This window comes from Chryseobacterium sp. VAUSW3 (assembly GCF_002205795.1).
Lineage (GTDB): Bacteria > Bacteroidota > Bacteroidia > Flavobacteriales > Weeksellaceae > Kaistella > Kaistella yananensis.
On record NZ_NIUY01000001.1, the window covers coordinates 945835 to 962822 of the forward strand.

The window sequence follows — 16988 nt, forward strand, 5'->3', positions numbered from 1 at the left end:
CAACATCAGCCAAGGGTCTTGATGCATATTTAAAATCTCTTATTTTTTAGATATTTTATAAAGTTTTCCGCTGTCTGAAACGGCGTAGAGATTACCGTCCTGCCCGTTCAGCACATCCCGGATTCTGTCGTTTTTGTCGGTTAAAAGCCATTCTTCACCTACTACTTTATTATTTTCAATTACCAGCCTGATGATTTTCTGTCCGCTTAAGCAGCCGATCATCATATTGTTTTTCCACTCCTCAATATTTCCGGTATAGAAGGTGATTCCGCTCATGGATATGGAAGGATCCCAGTAATAAACAGGCTGTTCTGTTCCCTCTTTTTTTGTTGTTCCGTTGTTGATTTTTTTACCGCTGTACTCAATTCCGTAAGTAACATCACCCCACCCGTAATTTTTTCCGGGCTGAATCAGATTGATTTCGTCTCCACCGCGCGGTCCCATTTCTGCGTCCCAAACCTGTCCTTTGTGGTCAATAGCCATTCCTTGCGGATTTCGGTGGCCTGTCGAATAGATTTCCGGCTTCCAACCTGCAAGGTTAGGATTTCCGGGTGCGGGTTTTCCGTCCTTTGTGATTTTTAAAATCTTTCCTAAATAAGAGTCCTGTTTTTGCGCATAAGGCCTGGTTTCCCGGTCAGAACGTTCGCCGGTGCTTACAAAAAGGTAGCCTTCCTTATCAAAGGCCAGGCGGCTTCCGTAATGTTTATCACCGTCGTAGGTTGGAGTTGCACGGAAAATTACCGTTGGGTTTTCTATTGTTTTTTCATCTGCAGAAAGTTTTCCTTTTGCCACCGCCGTATGATTTCCGCTCGAAACCGGTTCAGAGAAACTCCAGAAAATCACCCTATTAGTGGCAAAATCTGGATCTAACGCGACATCAAGCAATCCTCCCTGTCCTTTATCATCAACTTTTGGAAGTCCTTCAACTTTCGAAATTGCTTTTCCGTCTGCTGAAACAATATTAAGGTATCCGGTTTTTGAAGTGATGAGAAATCTGCCGTCCGGTAAATTGATGATTCCCCACGGTTTCTGTAAATCTGAATTGATAACTTCCACCTGATAAGGAATGGTGGTTTTTACGCCCGGAACTCTGGTTTGCCCTGCAAAAGCAGACTGATATTCAGGGGAATTTTTGTCGGCGGTTTCAGGATTGGGTAATATTCCGTTCACGGTGGTATCTTGCGCTGTTACCGAAGTTTTTTGGCTTCCTGTGCAGGAAACAAGGAAAACTATTCCCAACATAGATAAATTTCTAATCGATAAATAATTCATATTTAAATATTTTTTGGTTTAAAATCCGTAACTAAAAAAGTAATGCTATACAAAATTACTGTTTCTGTAATTTGAAATTTACAGGTTTGAAAATTTCAGCGGTATCTGTTTTGAAGAAAATTCCGTTATCGAGATCGGTAATTTTAGGTTTGAATCCCAAAATTTTTCTCGATTGCGTGATTACATTAACTTTATACTTTAAATCAGTTTTATTTTCGGAAGAAATGGTCTGCTGAATCCTGTTAATAACTACAGACGTGGCAGGAATTGAATCGTTACTAAGTTCAAATGATACATGGTAACCTTTCTCTCCTGAAATATCATACGATTCATAAACCGGATTTTTTACTTTTGGCAGTGCGTTTGCAGTACAGGACACAGAAATTAATGCAGAGACGCCTAATAAAATTGCGGGGGTTATGATATTGATTTTCATTATTTTCCGTTAATGGTTAAATTCAAATTTATTAAAATTATTACACATGAAAGGTAAGATATATGTAACAGGTCTAGCGCTTGCCACCCTATCATTGTTATCATGTTCCAGGGATAACGATCCGGCACCCTCATCACCGGCCGCTACAAACTCTGTAAATGATTTTGTGTGGAAGGCGATGAACTCGTGGTATTACTGGCAGCCAAATGTACCTAAGTTAGCTGACAACTTCAAAAACTCTGCCGATTATGCTTCATACATCAATTCTAAAACTCCGGATGGTCTATTTTACAGTCTGCTGTATGATTATGGAAATACCGACCGGTTCTCCTGGATAGAAAATAATAATACCATTATACCCGCATCGAAAATAGCTGAAATTGAAAAATTAACCGGCTTTGATTATGCGGTTTATCCCAAAGATAATACCAATACCTCTGCAGTGGCACTTGTAAATTACGTAATTCCAGGAAGCTCAGCCGCTAATGCTGGAATCGTAAGAGGAGACATTATTACTAAAGTGAATGGCTCACCTTTAACAATCAGCAATTATTCGCAGCTCTCTCAGGACCGGTTTACCATAACAAGAGCTGCAACTGCAGTAATTACTTCCACGGGTTTGGTAACAACCGACAGGGCTGAGAACATCAGCATTACCAAAACAAATATTGATGAGAATCCCGTAGCCTTTTATAAAAAGTACAATTACGGTGGCAAAAATATTGGCTATTTAGTCTATAATGGTTTCAAATTAGATTATAATGATGAACTGAATGCTGCTTTTGCTACAATGAAAGCCGACGGGATTACAGAACTTGTTCTGGATTTAAGATACAACGGAGGTGGATCTCTGGAAACGGCAACTGCACTGGCCCAGATGGTGAACGGAAATTACACCGGACAGCCCTACGTTTACCTTGATTTCAACGCAAAGCATAACGATGAAGACGGAATGGATTATTTAACCAACACCGTGAAAACCTATAATATCGTGAACGGATATCCCGAACAGACCGGCCAGCAAAATATAAACAGCCTGAATTTGAGCAGGATTTATGTATTGGTTTCCTTCCAGACTGCTTCTGCGAGTGAACTTACCGTCATCAGTCTTAATAAATATGTTCCGGTAACCACCATCGGTAACGAAACCTACGGAAAATTTGTTGGTTCCATCACCCTTTATGATTCGCCTGCATCAGATTACACTTCGTACTCCACCAGAAATACCGCACACAACTGGAAGCTGCAGCCCATTACATTTTCCTATTATAATAAGGACAAAGATCCAAATCCCAGCGGTGGAATCCTTCCGACTTACGATATCAATCCCTATCGGGCAATCAACAATATAAAGGAGTTTGGGAATGTATCGGATCCGGAACTGAAGAAAGCTTTGGAACTGATCAGCGGTCAAACCATTTTAAAAACGGCCGAAAATCCAGTAACCTATAGCAACAGAAATCTACGTTTTCAACCGAGGAATGAAGCCAAAGGCCTTGTGATAGAAGACTTTGAGAGTTTTTTAAAAAGAAAGAAATAGATAAATCAGAGCAGGAATCACTGCTCTTTCTTTTGTATTTTTGTACTTCAAATTTAGTTTTCACATTTTTATAATATTTCGCGCAGATGATGCAGTTCAAACTTCAGTCAGAATACAAACCCACAGGCGACCAGCCCCAGGCCATTGAAAAATTGGTCAAAGGCATTGAAATTGGCGAAAAATACCAGACCCTTCTTGGAGTTACTGGCTCGGGTAAAACTTTTACCGTTGCTAATGTTGTGCAGGAAATTCAGAGGCCTACCATCGTTTTGGCGCATAATAAAACGCTGGCGGCCCAGCTTTTCATGGAATTTAAGGAATTCTTCCCTGATAATGCCGTGGAATATTTTGTGAGTTATTACGACTATTACCAGCCGGAAGCATTTATTGCTTCAACGAATACTTACATTGAGAAGGATCTTTCTATTAACGAAGAAGTCGAGAAACTGAGACTGTCTGCAACCGCAAGTTTGCTCTCAGGTCGGCGGGATGTATTAATAGTAGCGTCGGTTTCTTGTATTTACGGTATCGGAAACCCTACGGAATTCAATAAGTCTTTAATTGAAGTTCAGAAAAATGCCAGAATCACCCGGACCGCTTTTCTGCATAAACTGGTGAATGCTTTGTATGCAAGAACTTTAAATGAATTTACACGCGGGACATTTAGGGTGAAAGGTGATGTAATTGATGTATATCCAGCTTATGCCGATAATGCAGTTCGAATACAGTTTTTCGGTGACGAGATTGAAAAAATTCAGAGCTTCGATCCGCTTTCCGGAAATGTGATGGCAGAGTTTGAAGAGATTAATATTTATCCCGCAAACCTTTTCGTGACCTCCAAAGAAACACAGGTCAATGCCATCCGCGAAATTCAGGATGATATGGTGAAACAGGTGGATTTCTTCAACGAAATCGAAAAACCTTTTGAAGCCAAACGACTCCAGGAAAGAACCGAACTCGATCTGGAAATGATGAAAGAACTCGGTTACTGCAGCGGAATTGAAAACTACTCGCGTTATTTCGACGGAAGATTGCCCGGTTCGCGTCCGTTCTGTCTTTTAGATTATTTTCCGAAGGATTTTTTAATGGTGATTGATGAAAGTCACGTAACGATTCCCCAGGTTCACGCCATGTACGGAGGCGACAGAAGCCGTAAAGAGGTTTTGGTGGAACACGGGTTTCGTCTTCCGGCGGCAATGGATAACCGTCCGCTGAAGTTTGAGGAGTTCGAAGCCATGCAGAATCAGGTGATTTACGTGTCGGCAACTCCGGCAGATTATGAACTTGAAAAAAGTGGCGGGGAATATATCGAGCAGATTATTCGTCCGACCGGACTTCTGGATCCTGTAATTGATATAAGACCGTCTTTAAACCAGATTGATGATTTAATTGAAGAAATTCAGAAGAGAACGGAGATTGATGAAAGAGTTCTGGTAACAACGCTGACCAAGAAAATGGCAGAAGAACTCACAAAATATTTTACAAAATTCGGAATACGCACGCGTTATATCCACTCCGACGTTGAGACTTTGGAGAGAATTCAGATTATGCAGGATTTGCGGGTAGGACTTTTCGATGTTTTGGTGGGCGTAAATTTATTGAGAGAGGGTCTGGATTTGCCCGAAGTTTCCCTCGTTGCGATTCTGGATGCGGATAAGGAAGGAATGCTGCGTTCCCGTCGTTCGCTTGTTCAAACCATTGGTAGAGCAGCAAGAAATGTTAATGGTAAAGCGATTTTGTACGCCGATAAAATAACCGGATCCATGCAGAAAGCGATCGATGAAACCAACTATCGACGCGAAAAGCAGATGGAATACAACGAAAAACACGGTTTGGTTCCACAGGCACTGAACAAGAAAATTTCGGAAATCCTTGTCGGAAGATCCAAAGATTTCCCGGATCCGAAATATACCCAAAAAGAAATTCTGAAACAGGTTGCCGAAGAAAAATCAAGCTATGGAAAAGACGCCACAGAATTGATTGCAGAAAAACAGAAAGCCATGGAAGCTGCAGCCAGAAACCTGGATTTCATTAAGGCTGCAAAATTAAGGGATGAAATTGCTGCGCTGAAGGCCTGATAATAAAATTTCTGTGAAGCGGTTCCGTTAGGAACCTAATCTGTGTAGACCTTGCTTTAGCTATGAATGGGGCGTTCCGTAGGAACGCTATCTTTTGGCTCTTTTAATGATTTTACAAATTCGATTTAGTCGAGCAGTAATTTTCTTAGTAGAGAAAAGAATAAGAAAATAATTTCAAGAAATCCGATAACCATTAATGAAATTCCAAGAAATTTTAATTTCGGGAGTGTTTTAAGTTTTAAAGTAATTCTTCTCCATCAATGGTTTGTCTTTAATTTTTCGTATTCGTAAATATCATGGGCATTATTGTAAAAATAGCGACCCATAAAAATGCCGAATACTCCGACTAATATCATATAAAATCCTGATCCAATCACACTAAAACTTATAAACTTTCATCTTCGTCTTTTCAAAACTCACTTTCCCACGGATTGGGGTAAGCAGGTCCATTAAACCATTGATTTTGATTTCGTAAATAGTAGAAAGCTGCATCCCCAGTTTGCCTTTGGGCATACCTTCCCGATGAAACCATTCCAGATAATTGATGGGAAGATCTGCAATTACAGTGTCTTTATACTTCCCGAAAGGCATTCTCGCGCTGCAAATTTCCAGCAGGATTTCTGGTTTTAAACCTTCCATTTTTTAAATACTTAAATCTATTTTTTTCTCGATCTCTTTTGGTTCCGGCATAATGAGTTCCCGGTCGTCATCAGAAAATTCATCTCTGTAAACCTGGATTAAAAGGACTGTAATCGAAATAAGAATCGGCCCGAAAATCAGTCCCATAAACCCGAAAAGATTCATACCCATAATGATTCCGAACACCGTATTTAGAGGATGGATGTTTTCTAATTTCTTTAAAAGAGTGAATCTTAACAGGTTATCCGTTAATCCCACGGCGATAAGACAGTAAGCTGCAAGCCCAAGCCCGGCACCCATATTGCCTTCTGCAATCATAAAAATGCACACAGGAACATAAATAATCGCCGCACCAACGATAGGAATCATCGAAGCGACTGCTGTTAAGGCAAAGAGGAGAAGCGGGCTGGGTGCGCCAAAAATCCAGTATCCTATAATCGCCACAATTCCCTGTCCGATGGCGACAACAGGAATCCCAATCGCGTTGGCAACAACCATTTTCTGTATTTTCTCCCCCAACAAATTAATGTTAGCCTTTTTAAGGGGGGCTGAACTTCTTACCAGTCTTTCAAAAAGCCTTGGCTTCTCCAGCATAAAATACAGAATAAAGTACATGGAGAGGATCACAGTAAGGGTATTAAAAGTACTGCTCACTGCGGTGGTCGAGAAACTTCCCACCTTGTCTTTCAGTTTCGTTAAATTCTCCTTGCTCAGAATATCGACTCTCGTTTTGGAATACACATAATCATGAATTTTATCGACGAAGATGTTGAATTTCTGCATGTAAGCAGAAGCATTTCCTAATTTTTCTATAAGCAGGTCGGCGATAAAATAAACAGGAAGAATTAAAATGAGCAGTGTGCCCAAAATAATTACTGTGGATGCGAGCCAGGGCTTCCATTCCCGTTCTTCCTGAAGATAAAGATTGTATTTCCTGGAGATAATGTAAAGGGTAATGGCGCCCAGAACAGAAGGAATAAATAAAGACAGATTAAAACAGATTAATCCTGCAAGCACAATAATAAGGGCCAGCAGAAAGACCTGCTTTATTTTTACCTCGCTGATTTGGTGTTTCCTGTTGGGCATAATTTTAAATTCTAATCAGAATCAGTTATTGAAATTCAGTTGTCTCGGTTTTCCGCAGTACGCCACATACGTTGAATACATTACTACAAAATAGAACGGAAGTGTTGCCACGATTCCGATTCCGCAAAGTAAAACACCCGCGATACTGATCAGTAATCCAAGGAGTGATGTTCCTAAAAATACGCCGTAATTATCTTTAGCGATTCTGAAACTTTTGCTTAAAGCTTCATTAAAGGTGGCATTTTCAAAAAGTAAAATAGGATAACCCAAAAGCAATAGCGGAATCACAAAAAAAATAGGCAGTAAACACATCATTAACGCAATTGCCATAATTACCGATGCCATAAGACTGTAGATTACAATCTGAACAAAGTTCTGTCTGTAGCCGATAAATAAATCCGAAGCCTGCAAACGCTCCTGATTGTTATATTTATTTGCCAGATAAATGACTCCGACGTAAAGTGGAGCTAAAAGCAGGCTTACAATTCCCGAAAGACCGTAATAAATTTTCATTCCGGGAACTGCCCAGATATCGATCGATGAAAAATCACCGTCGGCAGACCGGATTTCCTCAGAAAAACTCTCTGAATCGAATCCCGAAAGCGGCTGAATAACCATAGAGACAATAAAATAAATCACCATCGCCAGAAGTGCATAAAGAAAAATTCCCTTATACATCTCGAAAGCATGGGATATAATTTCGCTGGTACTTCTTTGTGGCACTTTATTGCCATCCATTTCCTGAAAAGTGTCCATAGTTTTAATTTTTAATGTTTCCCAAATTTAAATTTAAAATTGGAAAAAAACAGCATCTAAAATTAACTTTTAAACAACTTCTTTGTAATAATGCTGATAAAGTGTATAAATCATAGCATTTAAAAACGGAAAAGTCAGCAGAAAACCAACGCCGCAAATTAATACGCCGCTTAAGCTGAAGAGAAAAGCTACCAGCATCGCCGGAAGCACCGTGCTGAAATTATTGCGCAGGACTTTAAACGTTAGCGAAATTCCTTCAAACGTCTTTACATCCATAAAAAACATCAGTGGAACACAGAACAGCGTGATGAAAATCCAGAATACGCCCAGAAACAATAGCGCATTGGCATAAGTGAAGATAATAATCCAGAACAGATAAAATCCAAAAAACTTAAAAAAATTGAACCCGATATAACCCGCAAAAAGATCGTTCAGGCTTACAGGTTCTTTCAGGTCTGTTTTCCGGTAGATTTTGTAAAGACCTACATTCAGGGGATTGATGAGCGCCAGGAGAACAAAAAATGCCAAAGCGAAATTACGCATTTGTGGTAAACGCGCGATTTCCTCCATTTTTTTATTGAATGCCGGAAGATCAGTACGCACTAAATCCTGATACTTAATGAATTCATCCCAAAGTCCAAAATACTGAAACATATAAAAATAACCCAGAAAAAACAGGGAAAAGTATAAAACACTGAAAACCAACTGATAAAAGAGTGTTTTATTCCAGTAATTAAAAGCGTTTTTCAAAATCTGTCCAAGGCCGAACTGTTGCTGATGGTTATTTTGCATGCCGCAAAAATAAGGTTTAAGATTTAAATTTCCGGTTTTAATTTTTCGCTCACCCGCTTTTGACTATTTTTGCCGCATGGTAAGAAAATTTCACCCCAGTTTCGATCAGATGGATGAGCTTTCCCAAACCGGAACGCCTTACTTCTTTTTGGTGGATTTTTTAATGGAGAATGTTGAGGTTTTCACGGAAGAGGAATTGGATAAATCGGGTTTATTAATTGATTTTCAGAAATTTAAGAAGACGAATGAACCGCTCGGTAAACCTCTTGATATTTCGTTTCAATCCTTCCCGCAAAGTGAAGAATCTTACAGAAAAGGATTTGATCTGGTACAGAAAAACCTGAAAGCCGGCAATTCCTATCTCACCAATTATACCTGTAAAACGGAGGTGAAAACCAACCTTACTTTAAATGAAATTTTCTATCTTTCGCAATCCAAATACAAAGTTTTATACCCAGACAGGTTTGTATTTTTTTCCCCGGAAACTTTTGTAGAAATTACAGATAATAAAATCTTTACCCATCCCATGAAGGGCACCATCGATGCCGGTACCGAAAATGCAGTGGAGGTTTTGAAGGGCGACGTAAAAGAAAAGGCAGAGCATTACACTGTGGTAGATTTACTGAGAAATGATTTGAGCATGGTGGCAGATGACGTGAAACTGGATGAATTTCAGCGGATTGATTTTATCAAAACGCACAACAAAAATCTCTACGCCATGAGTTCGGAGATTTCCGGAGTGCTGAAGCCCGATTTTCAGGGAAAAATAGGAAGTATTATGAAAAAATTACTTCCGGCCGGATCGGTTTTGGGGGCACCCAAAGAAAAAACCCTGGAAATTGTGCTCGAAGCCGAAAATTATGCCCGGGGTTTCTATACGGGAGTTTGCGGCTGGTTTGATGGCAAGAATTTGGATTCCTGTGTGATGATCAGGTTTATAGAAAAAGAGAACGGAAAATTATATTTCAAAAGCGGTGGCGGAATCACCCATTTAAGCAAAGCCGAAACCGAATATCAGGAAATGAAAAACAAAATTTATGTCCCAATTTATTGAAAGTATTAAGATAGAAGACAAGAAAATTTCTCTCTTGGACCTTCACCAAAAGCGGGTTGATGACACTTTTGCCCATTTCGGTAAAGAAAGTTCAATCAATCTCGCAGAAATCTTCAAAAATCTGGAGCATGACGAAGATGGTCTATACAAACTGAGGATCAGTTACGACCTGGATAAAAACTTCAGAACCCAGCTCATTCCTTATGCAATTTCTGAGATCAGCAATTTCCAGCTGGTGGTAAACAATATCTATGATTACTCTTTTAAATTTGAAGACCGCAAAGAACTCGAGAAAATGCTTCGGCAGGCAAAATCCAGTGAGATTATTATTGTGAAAAATAATCATATTACCGATAGTTCTTTCTCGAATTTGCTGTTTAAGAAGGGAAAAGAATGGTTCACGCCTTCAACGTATCTGTTGAACGGTGTTCAGCGGCAATATCTTCTGAAAAATAAAAAAATAAAGGAAGCAGAAATCACCTTGCAGAATATCGCAGAGTATTCTCATTTTCAAATCATTAATGCGATGAATGATTTCGATGATATGTTTATTTATCCCATTGCCAGAATTACCAATCTGCCCGGAAATTCCGGTGATAACGAATTTTAAACCTTAAACCCCAAACTGCCGGTTCGCCTGCTTTCGCTTCGCGTTGTTCTGAAAAAATGAAACCTTCCACCGACTTGATCCAGAAAAATTTTCAGTCCCTGCTGCGATGTAAATTTACAGTCACCATTCTTTTGTTGTTGGCGACCTTATCGTCTGCCCAAACCCGTATTTCAGGTAGAATTACCGATGAAAAAACGGGCCAGCCAATTTCGGGAGTTGAGATTTTCATTAATAACCGGGAACAGGCAGAAACCGTCACCAAGGGAGCCGATTTTCTTGTTGAATCTGATTCCGGAATCAGTACAGCAACCTTCATCAAAAGAAATTATAAACCGGAGATTCTCATTTTCGACGACTTTCGCTTTGAAAATCTTGTCGTGAAACTTCAGTCTGAAAAAGTAGAACAGATTAATGAAGTGGTGATTTCGGGCGTCAGCAAAAAAAAGTATAAAAACAAAAAAGAAAATCCCGCGTACGCCATCATGCAGGAAGTCTGGAAACGCCGTAAAACAAACGGGTTAGCCCGGTACAGCGATTACCAGCTTCAGGAATATGAGAAAATTGAAATCGCACTGAACAATATCGACAGCGCTTTCATGAAGAAAAAAATCTTCAATAACCTCGAATTTATTTTTGATTATGCGGATTCGGCGAACTATGATAAAAAACTTTCGCTGCCGGTTTTTTTCAACGAAACCATGTATAAAACTTATGGCCGCAACGCGCCTGAAAAGAAAGAAAACAGAATCATTGTCGCCAACAGATTTTCTGGATTTAACGACAACGAACTGGTGGCTTCTACGGCAAAAAATCAGTTCAAGGAAGTTAATATCTACGATAATACACTGAATTTCTTTAACATTGGTTTCCCAAGTCCCGCTGGAACCGATGGGTTTAATACTTATGAATATGAAATCACTGACTCGCTTTCTGTAGAGGGTACCGATGCGTACGTCATCAGATATTTTCCGAAAAACAGGGAAGTGCTTGCGTTTCAGGGAAATCTTTATATATCCAGAGACACCTATAATATTGTAAAGGCAACATTGCGGTCAACCAACAAAATCAATGTGAATTTCGTGAACGGAATTTATCTCGAAACGGAATACAACAACTTGGATGATACGGTGTTCCTGCCCCAAAGAACATATACAGAGCTGGAAATGTCGGTTTTTGGAAAGAAAAAAGATGCGAAAAGTGTACTCTTTAAAAGAACCGGAATTTTCAGCGGTTATCTTTTCAATAAAAATTTTGATGATCAGCTTCTTGTCGACAGAGGCCAGACGCTGAGCGACGAAAATCTAAAGAAATCCGACGCATTCTGGGAGCAGAACAGAACTGAACCGCTTTCGGAAACCGAACAGAACGTATACACGATGGTGGGCGAACTCGAGCAGGTTCCGAAATTCAAAAGAATCGTAAAACTGGTTGAAATCCTGGAATCGGGTTATATCAACGCCTGGAATGCCATCGATTTCGGTGATATTTATTCCGTTTACGGAAATAATGAGGTGGAAGGCGACCGCGTTCGTGTCGGCGCAAGAACCTATTTTTCGCCAAATGATAAATGGCGCGTCGCCGGATATACCGCTTATGGATTTAAAGATAAAAAACTTAAATACGGATTGGAGGGCAGGTACATGTTCAGCCGCGAAAACCGAGCTACCGTTGGTTTCGGGAGCAGGAATGATGTCATCCAGCTCGGCGCACAACTCATGAATGATGATGGAATTATGACCCGCTCTTTCGCCTCGTCTTCGGTTTTTTCATCGGGAACCAATGCTTCTTTGAGTACCGTGAAGCAGAACAACTTCTTCTTTTCTCTGGAGCCTCTCAAGAATTTTGAAGTCAGGATGGATGCTGCGCTTCAGAACATAAAATCCGCCAATCCCGAAAAGTTCGACCTCGGTTTTTATAAAGACAACCAGTTGAAATCTGAATTGAACGATTTCCACACCACCTTCAGTCTCATCGCAAAACCGGGTGCAAGATATTCGCAGTATGGTGTCGACAGATATGCTTTCACAACACTTTCGCCAACATTTGTCCTGAAATTCACCCACGGTTTCGAAAATGTTCTGGATGGGGATTTCGATTATAACAAACTTCAGTTTCTTTATTCTCAGCCTTTAGTAGTAGGGAATTTTGGGCGTTCGGTCATTAATTTTGAGGCCGGAAAAAACTTCAGTACCGTTCCATTGGCATTGCAGAACATCATTCCCGGAAACCAGTCCTACAGTTTGGTTCCCAACACTTTTGCGCTGTTGAAATACTACGAATTTGTCGCTGATGCATATACGACTTTAAATTACGAACATCATTTTCAGGGGAAAATCCTGGCACACATCCCGCTGATTAAAAAGCTGAAATTCAGAGAAGTGGTTTTCCTTCGCGGTGCTTACGGAACCTTAAGTGAGGCGTCGAAAAACATTAACTTCGAGAGCACGAAGTATTCCGCTCCGGATCAGCAAATCTATTATGAATACGGTTTCGGGCTCGAAAATATCGGCTTCGGGAACTTAAGGATTTTACGCGTCGATTTCAACTGGCGCGGAAATTACCTCGCCAGACCAGATGTTTCTAAATTCGGTGTAAAATTCGGTTTCCAAATGAATTTTTAATTACTTTAGGTATTCAAAGTACGCTTTCAGGACGGCCGCATTTTCAATAGCCGAAGTGTCAACTTCAAGAATTTTTGCCTTTACATCGTGTTTAAAGAAATGATCTAAAACCCGCGAAAGCGTATCTTCATCGTCAACTTTGGTGTAAGCAAACCCGAAATGTTTAGCCAGGTGTTCCGCATTTTTGTGATGCGAAGTAAGGATAAATTCATCGAGCGCATTCGTAGAATCCGGTCCTGGAATAATTTTGAAAATGTCGCCGCCCCCATTGTTGAAGACGATGATTCGCGTATAAGGCGGGATGTAGTTGTTCCATAAACCGTTGATGTCGTAAAAGAAACTCACATCGCCCGTAACAAGCACGGTTTGGTCTTTCGCCTTCATGGCAAAGCCCATTGCCGTGGAGGTGCACCCGTCGATTCCGCTCGTACCGCGGTTGCAGTGGATGCTGTCGGTTTTATACTCGAAGAGTTGTGCATACCGAATCGCGGAAGAATTACTGAAATGCAGGTTGACGGTTTCCGGAAGTTTATCAGCAAGAATTTCAAAAAACTTAAAATCCGAAAACGGAGCTTTCAGGCAGTATTCTTTATGTTTTGCGTCTCTTTTATCTCTCAGCACGTCCCACAGATTGAAGTAAGGCTGGGGCTCCAGCGTGATGAAAGGCAAAAGTTTTGAGAAGAAGACTTCCGGCTTGGTCTCAATTTTTTCTGTCAGCGAAAAGAAGGTGTCGGGTTGCCACACTTCGTGGATGTGCCAGTGATTCTTAGGTTTTGCTTTTCGCAGAAACTGCTTTATTTTCTTTGAAACTACGTTCTGGCCAATTGTGATGAGCAGATCCGGAGCATAGGTTTTGAAATCTTCTTCCGAGAAATTGAAAATATACCGGTCGATATGGTTAAAAAACTTTGGATGTGTCAGATTCGAATTGGCTTCGGTTAATACCACAGCGCTGTGATTTTTAACGAGTTGTGTAAGCTGCATTTCCAGTTCTTCGCTGTAATCTCTTGTTCCGGCCAGAATCATGATTCTTTTCGAAACATTCCATTCTGCAGCCAGATTCGAAGGCAGTTCGTACTTCTTTTTCTGTATCGTTTTTTCTACGGTCGGGAAAACAGGAATTTCAGATACAAGTTGATAAAGCGGCTCTGCTAATGGAATATTGATGTGAACCGGACCTTGCTTTTCGAAGCAGATCTCGATCGCTTTCTTTATTAAACTGAAGTTTTCTTCTTCTGCATTTTCTTTATCATCTTCCAGAAGCTGGAAGTCTCCGTAAGAATGCTGTTGATACAGATCTTTCTGGCGGATGGTTTGCCCGTCGAAAATATCCACGAAATCCGATGGCCGGTCTGCAGTAAGGATTAAAAGTGGAATGTTCTGATAAAATGCTTCAGTAACCGCAGGATAGTAGTTGGCTGCTGCCGACCCGCTTGTACAGGTTAGCGCAACCGGTTTTTTAATGCTTTTCGCCATTCCCAGACCTACAAATCCCGCACTGCGCTCGTCAACAATGCTGTAGCAGTTGAATTCATCAGTCTCAGAAAAATGAATGGCCAGAGGCGCATTTCGGGAGCCCGGTGAAATTACAATGTCGAAAATTCCGTATTCTTTAAGGAGGTGCGCTAAAACCTGTATGCTTCTTTTCGAAGAAAATTGTTTCATGTGAAATATTGACTAACTGCAAATTTACTCATAATTAAAATTTTAATAAGAAAAATCATACTTTAGCAGTCAAATTTTTAATCCAATAAAATGAAATTAGTTCCAAGTGTGGATTTGCGTGATTTCCTTTCGGGTGACCCGGAACGCAAACAAAAATTTGTAAATGAAATCGGAAAAGCATACGAAGAAATCGGATTTGTTGCCCTGAAAGGTCACTTTCTGGATGACAAACTGGTTGATGAACTCTACGGAGAAGTTAAAAACTTCTTCGACCTGCCGGTAGAAACCAAACAGAAGTACGAAATCCCGGGAATTGGAGGCCAGCGCGGTTACGTAGGATTTGGTAAAGAAACGGCAAAAGGCTTCAAAAAAGGAGATCTTAAAGAATTCTGGCATTTCGGTCAGTATCTCGAAGACGGATCTAAATATTCCTCCGTTTATCCCGATAACGTTGAGGTAACTGAAGTTCCAAGATTCAACGAAGTTGGAAAGGAAGCTTTCAAGATGTTGGAGAAAACCGGTGTTTACGTTTTGAGAGCTTTGGCTTTGCACCTCGGTTTGGATGAATTCTACTTTGATAAATTCGTAAGCGAAGGAAACTCTATTTTGAGACCAATTCACTATCCGCCGATTACAGAAGAGCCGGATAACGCGGTTCGTGCTGCGGCACACGGAGATATCAATTTGATTACCCTTTTGATGGGAGCTCAAGGCAAAGGTCTTCAGGTGATGAATCATGATGGGGAATGGGTGGATGCGATCGCTGAGCCCGATGAGTTGATGATCAATGTGGGCGATATGTTATCCAGACACACCAACAACAAACTGAAATCTACCATTCACCAAGTGGTAAATCCGCCAAGAGAATTATGGGGAACTTCCAGATATTCCATTCCTTTCTTTATGCATCCGGTGAGCGAAATGCCACTGAATGCCCTGGAAGGAACCTACGACGAAAATAACCCGAAATTATATCCAGATACCACAGCCGGGGAATTTCTGCACGAAAGATTGGTAGAATTGGGATTGATTAAGTAAATATTTTTAAAAATACGAAATAGAAGCGGGCAGATTTTTCTGTCCGTTTTCTTTTGCTTCACCAATAATGGTTTTCGTAATTTTGCCGGATGGAAATTTTAGATGTACTGATTATCGGCGCCGGCCCAATTGGCTTGAATTGCGCGTTGGAGGCGGAAAAGAAGGGTTTAAGCTATGTGATTATAGAAAAAGGAACCATCGTCAATTCCCTCTACAATTATCCCTTATACATGCGCTTTTTTTCTACGGCCGATAAGCTGGAAATCGCTGAAATTCCTTTCATCACAACATCGCCAAAACCGGGAAGGCAGGATGCTCTGGAATATTACCAAGGGATTGCCCGACAAAAAGCACTGAAAATTAAGCTTTATGAAAAAGTATTAAACATTTCGAAAAACGAACTCTTCGAGATTCAGAGTTCTAAAGGAAAATATCTGGCAAAAAACGTCATCATCGCTACCGGATTTTACGATATCCCGAATCTGCTGAATATTCCCGGAGAAAACTTACCCAAAGTAAAACATTATTATACCGAACCTTATCCGTATGCGAACCAGAAAGTTGTAGTCATCGGTGCCAGCAATTCAGCCGTAGATGCTGCTCTGGAAACCTACAGAAAAGGAGCGGAAGTCACCATGATCATCAAAGGTTCAGAGATTTCCAAATCTGTGAAATATTGGGTAAAGCCTGATATAGAAAACCGAATTGCGGAAGGAAGCATCAAAGGTTATTTTAATGCAGAAATGATTGAAATTAAAGAAAATTCTGTCATTTTTAAAGACGAATTAGGCAAAATCCATGAAATTGATAACGATTTCGTGCTTGCAATGACCGGCTATCTTCCCGATTTTGAATTTTTAAAAGACTCTGGCATCGACTTAAAGGGCGACAGTCTCGTTCCTGCCTATAATGCCGAAACCATGGAAACAAATGTCAAAAACCTTTACCTGGCCGGCGTAGTTTGTGGCGGCAAAGACACCCATCTTTGGTTCATCGAAAACTCCCGAATTCATGCGGAAATAATTCTGAACCATATTGCTGACAGAAACTAATAATTTCAGTTTATTTTCGTATTTTTATAACACGCTATAAAATAGGTAGTTATATAACATCCCATCTTGTTGAAACTGCATTTTTAGGCCTGTTAATTCTCTAAACTCTTTACTGAAAACGTTTACAGAAGGTTGAACCGTAGTTGAACCGTACATCTGCCTTACCAAATTAAAGTCTCCCTTTAGTGTACTTCATGTGTTAGCCTGCAATAAGCAATTCCAACCCTTAATGCGAAATGTCATGAATTTACTTTTTAAAAATAACAGCAACCAATTTAAATCTTTCGTAACTTTAACTACCTAAAAATCAAATGCAGGTCATTTCCTTTTTAGCATTCCCATAAAATAA

Annotated in this window: 14 protein-coding genes; 7 read left to right on the forward strand and 7 right to left on the reverse strand. The window is 40.3% G+C overall.

The window, feature by feature from the left end; all coding sequences use genetic code 11:
- Positions 1 to 39 precede the first annotated feature (39 nt).
- Positions 40 to 1242, reverse strand: a complete 1203-nt coding sequence (locus tag CDW55_RS04275) for a PQQ-dependent sugar dehydrogenase (RefSeq protein ID WP_088468462.1) — start codon at positions 1240 to 1242, stop codon at positions 40 to 42.
- Between the two features lie 85 nt (positions 1243 to 1327).
- Positions 1328 to 1708, reverse strand: coding sequence for a hypothetical protein (locus CDW55_RS04280; RefSeq protein ID WP_088468463.1), 381 nt, complete (start codon positions 1706 to 1708; stop codon positions 1328 to 1330).
- A 46-nt stretch (positions 1709 to 1754) separates the two neighbouring features.
- Between CDW55_RS04280 and CDW55_RS04285 the strand changes: the two genes are divergently transcribed.
- Together CDW55_RS04285 and uvrB are read left to right on the forward strand one after the other, a co-directional pair.
- Positions 1755 to 3248, forward strand: coding sequence for a S41 family peptidase (locus CDW55_RS04285; RefSeq protein ID WP_088468464.1), 1494 nt, complete (start codon positions 1755 to 1757; stop codon positions 3246 to 3248).
- Between the two features lie 89 nt (positions 3249 to 3337).
- On the forward strand, positions 3338 to 5326 hold the full coding sequence (gene uvrB / locus CDW55_RS04290) for an excinuclease ABC subunit UvrB (protein WP_088468705.1): 1989 nt from the start codon (positions 3338 to 3340) through the stop codon (positions 5324 to 5326).
- A 378-nt stretch (positions 5327 to 5704) separates the two neighbouring features.
- Here the strand turns inward: uvrB and CDW55_RS04295 are convergent, their stop codons facing one another.
- The 4 genes from CDW55_RS04295 to CDW55_RS04310 all read right to left on the reverse strand — a co-directional run bounded on the left by CDW55_RS04295 (position 5705) and on the right by CDW55_RS04310 (position 8599).
- Positions 5705 to 5965 carry a DUF3820 family protein gene (locus tag CDW55_RS04295; protein ID WP_088468465.1) on the reverse strand — a complete coding sequence of 87 codons (261 nt, stop codon included), beginning with the start codon at positions 5963 to 5965 and terminating at the stop codon, positions 5705 to 5707.
- A gap of 3 nt (positions 5966 to 5968) precedes the next feature.
- Positions 5969 to 7051 (reverse strand): AI-2E family transporter, encoded by a 1083-nt coding sequence (locus CDW55_RS04300; protein WP_088468466.1) that lies wholly within the window; start codon positions 7049 to 7051, stop codon positions 5969 to 5971.
- Positions 7052 to 7072: 21 nt separating this feature from the next.
- Positions 7073 to 7807, reverse strand: coding sequence for a beta-carotene 15,15'-monooxygenase (locus CDW55_RS04305; RefSeq protein WP_088468467.1), 735 nt, complete (start codon positions 7805 to 7807; stop codon positions 7073 to 7075).
- Between the two features lie 69 nt (positions 7808 to 7876).
- Positions 7877 to 8599 (reverse strand): hypothetical protein, encoded by a 723-nt coding sequence (locus tag CDW55_RS04310; protein ID WP_088468468.1) that lies wholly within the window; start codon positions 8597 to 8599, stop codon positions 7877 to 7879.
- Positions 8600 to 8675: 76 nt separating this feature from the next.
- Between CDW55_RS04310 and CDW55_RS04315 the strand changes: the two genes are divergently transcribed.
- Genes CDW55_RS04315 through CDW55_RS04325 form a run of 3 tightly spaced genes read left to right on the forward strand, consistent with a single transcriptional unit; the run spans position 8676 to position 12884 of the window.
- Entirely contained in the window at positions 8676 to 9653 is a 978-nt protein-coding gene (locus tag CDW55_RS04315; RefSeq protein WP_228399604.1) for an aminodeoxychorismate synthase component I, read from the forward strand.
- A complete protein-coding gene (locus CDW55_RS04320) occupies positions 9637 to 10263 on the forward strand; it encodes an aminotransferase class IV (protein ID WP_088468469.1) in 627 nt (208 codons plus the stop codon). Before CDW55_RS04315 ends, CDW55_RS04320 begins: the two co-directional genes overlap by 17 nt.
- Before the next feature lie 56 nt (positions 10264 to 10319).
- Complete coding sequence (locus CDW55_RS04325; protein WP_088468470.1) at positions 10320 to 12884, forward strand: DUF5686 family protein; 2565 nt, start codon at positions 10320 to 10322, stop codon at positions 12882 to 12884.
- On the opposite strand, the gene menD is transcribed toward CDW55_RS04325, so the two are convergent.
- Complete coding sequence (gene menD / locus CDW55_RS04330; RefSeq protein ID WP_088468471.1) at positions 12885 to 14549, reverse strand: 2-succinyl-5-enolpyruvyl-6-hydroxy-3-cyclohexene-1-carboxylic-acid synthase; 1665 nt, start codon at positions 14547 to 14549, stop codon at positions 12885 to 12887. It lies immediately after the preceding gene.
- Positions 14550 to 14639: 90 nt separating this feature from the next.
- On the opposite strand from menD, the gene CDW55_RS04335 reads away from it, so the two are divergent.
- Entirely contained in the window at positions 14640 to 15587 is a 948-nt protein-coding gene (locus tag CDW55_RS04335; protein ID WP_088468472.1) for an isopenicillin N synthase family dioxygenase, read from the forward strand.
- An 89-nt stretch (positions 15588 to 15676) separates the two neighbouring features.
- Complete coding sequence (locus CDW55_RS04340; protein WP_088468473.1) at positions 15677 to 16639, forward strand: YpdA family putative bacillithiol disulfide reductase; 963 nt, start codon at positions 15677 to 15679, stop codon at positions 16637 to 16639.
- The last annotated feature ends 349 nt before the right edge of the window (positions 16640 to 16988 follow it).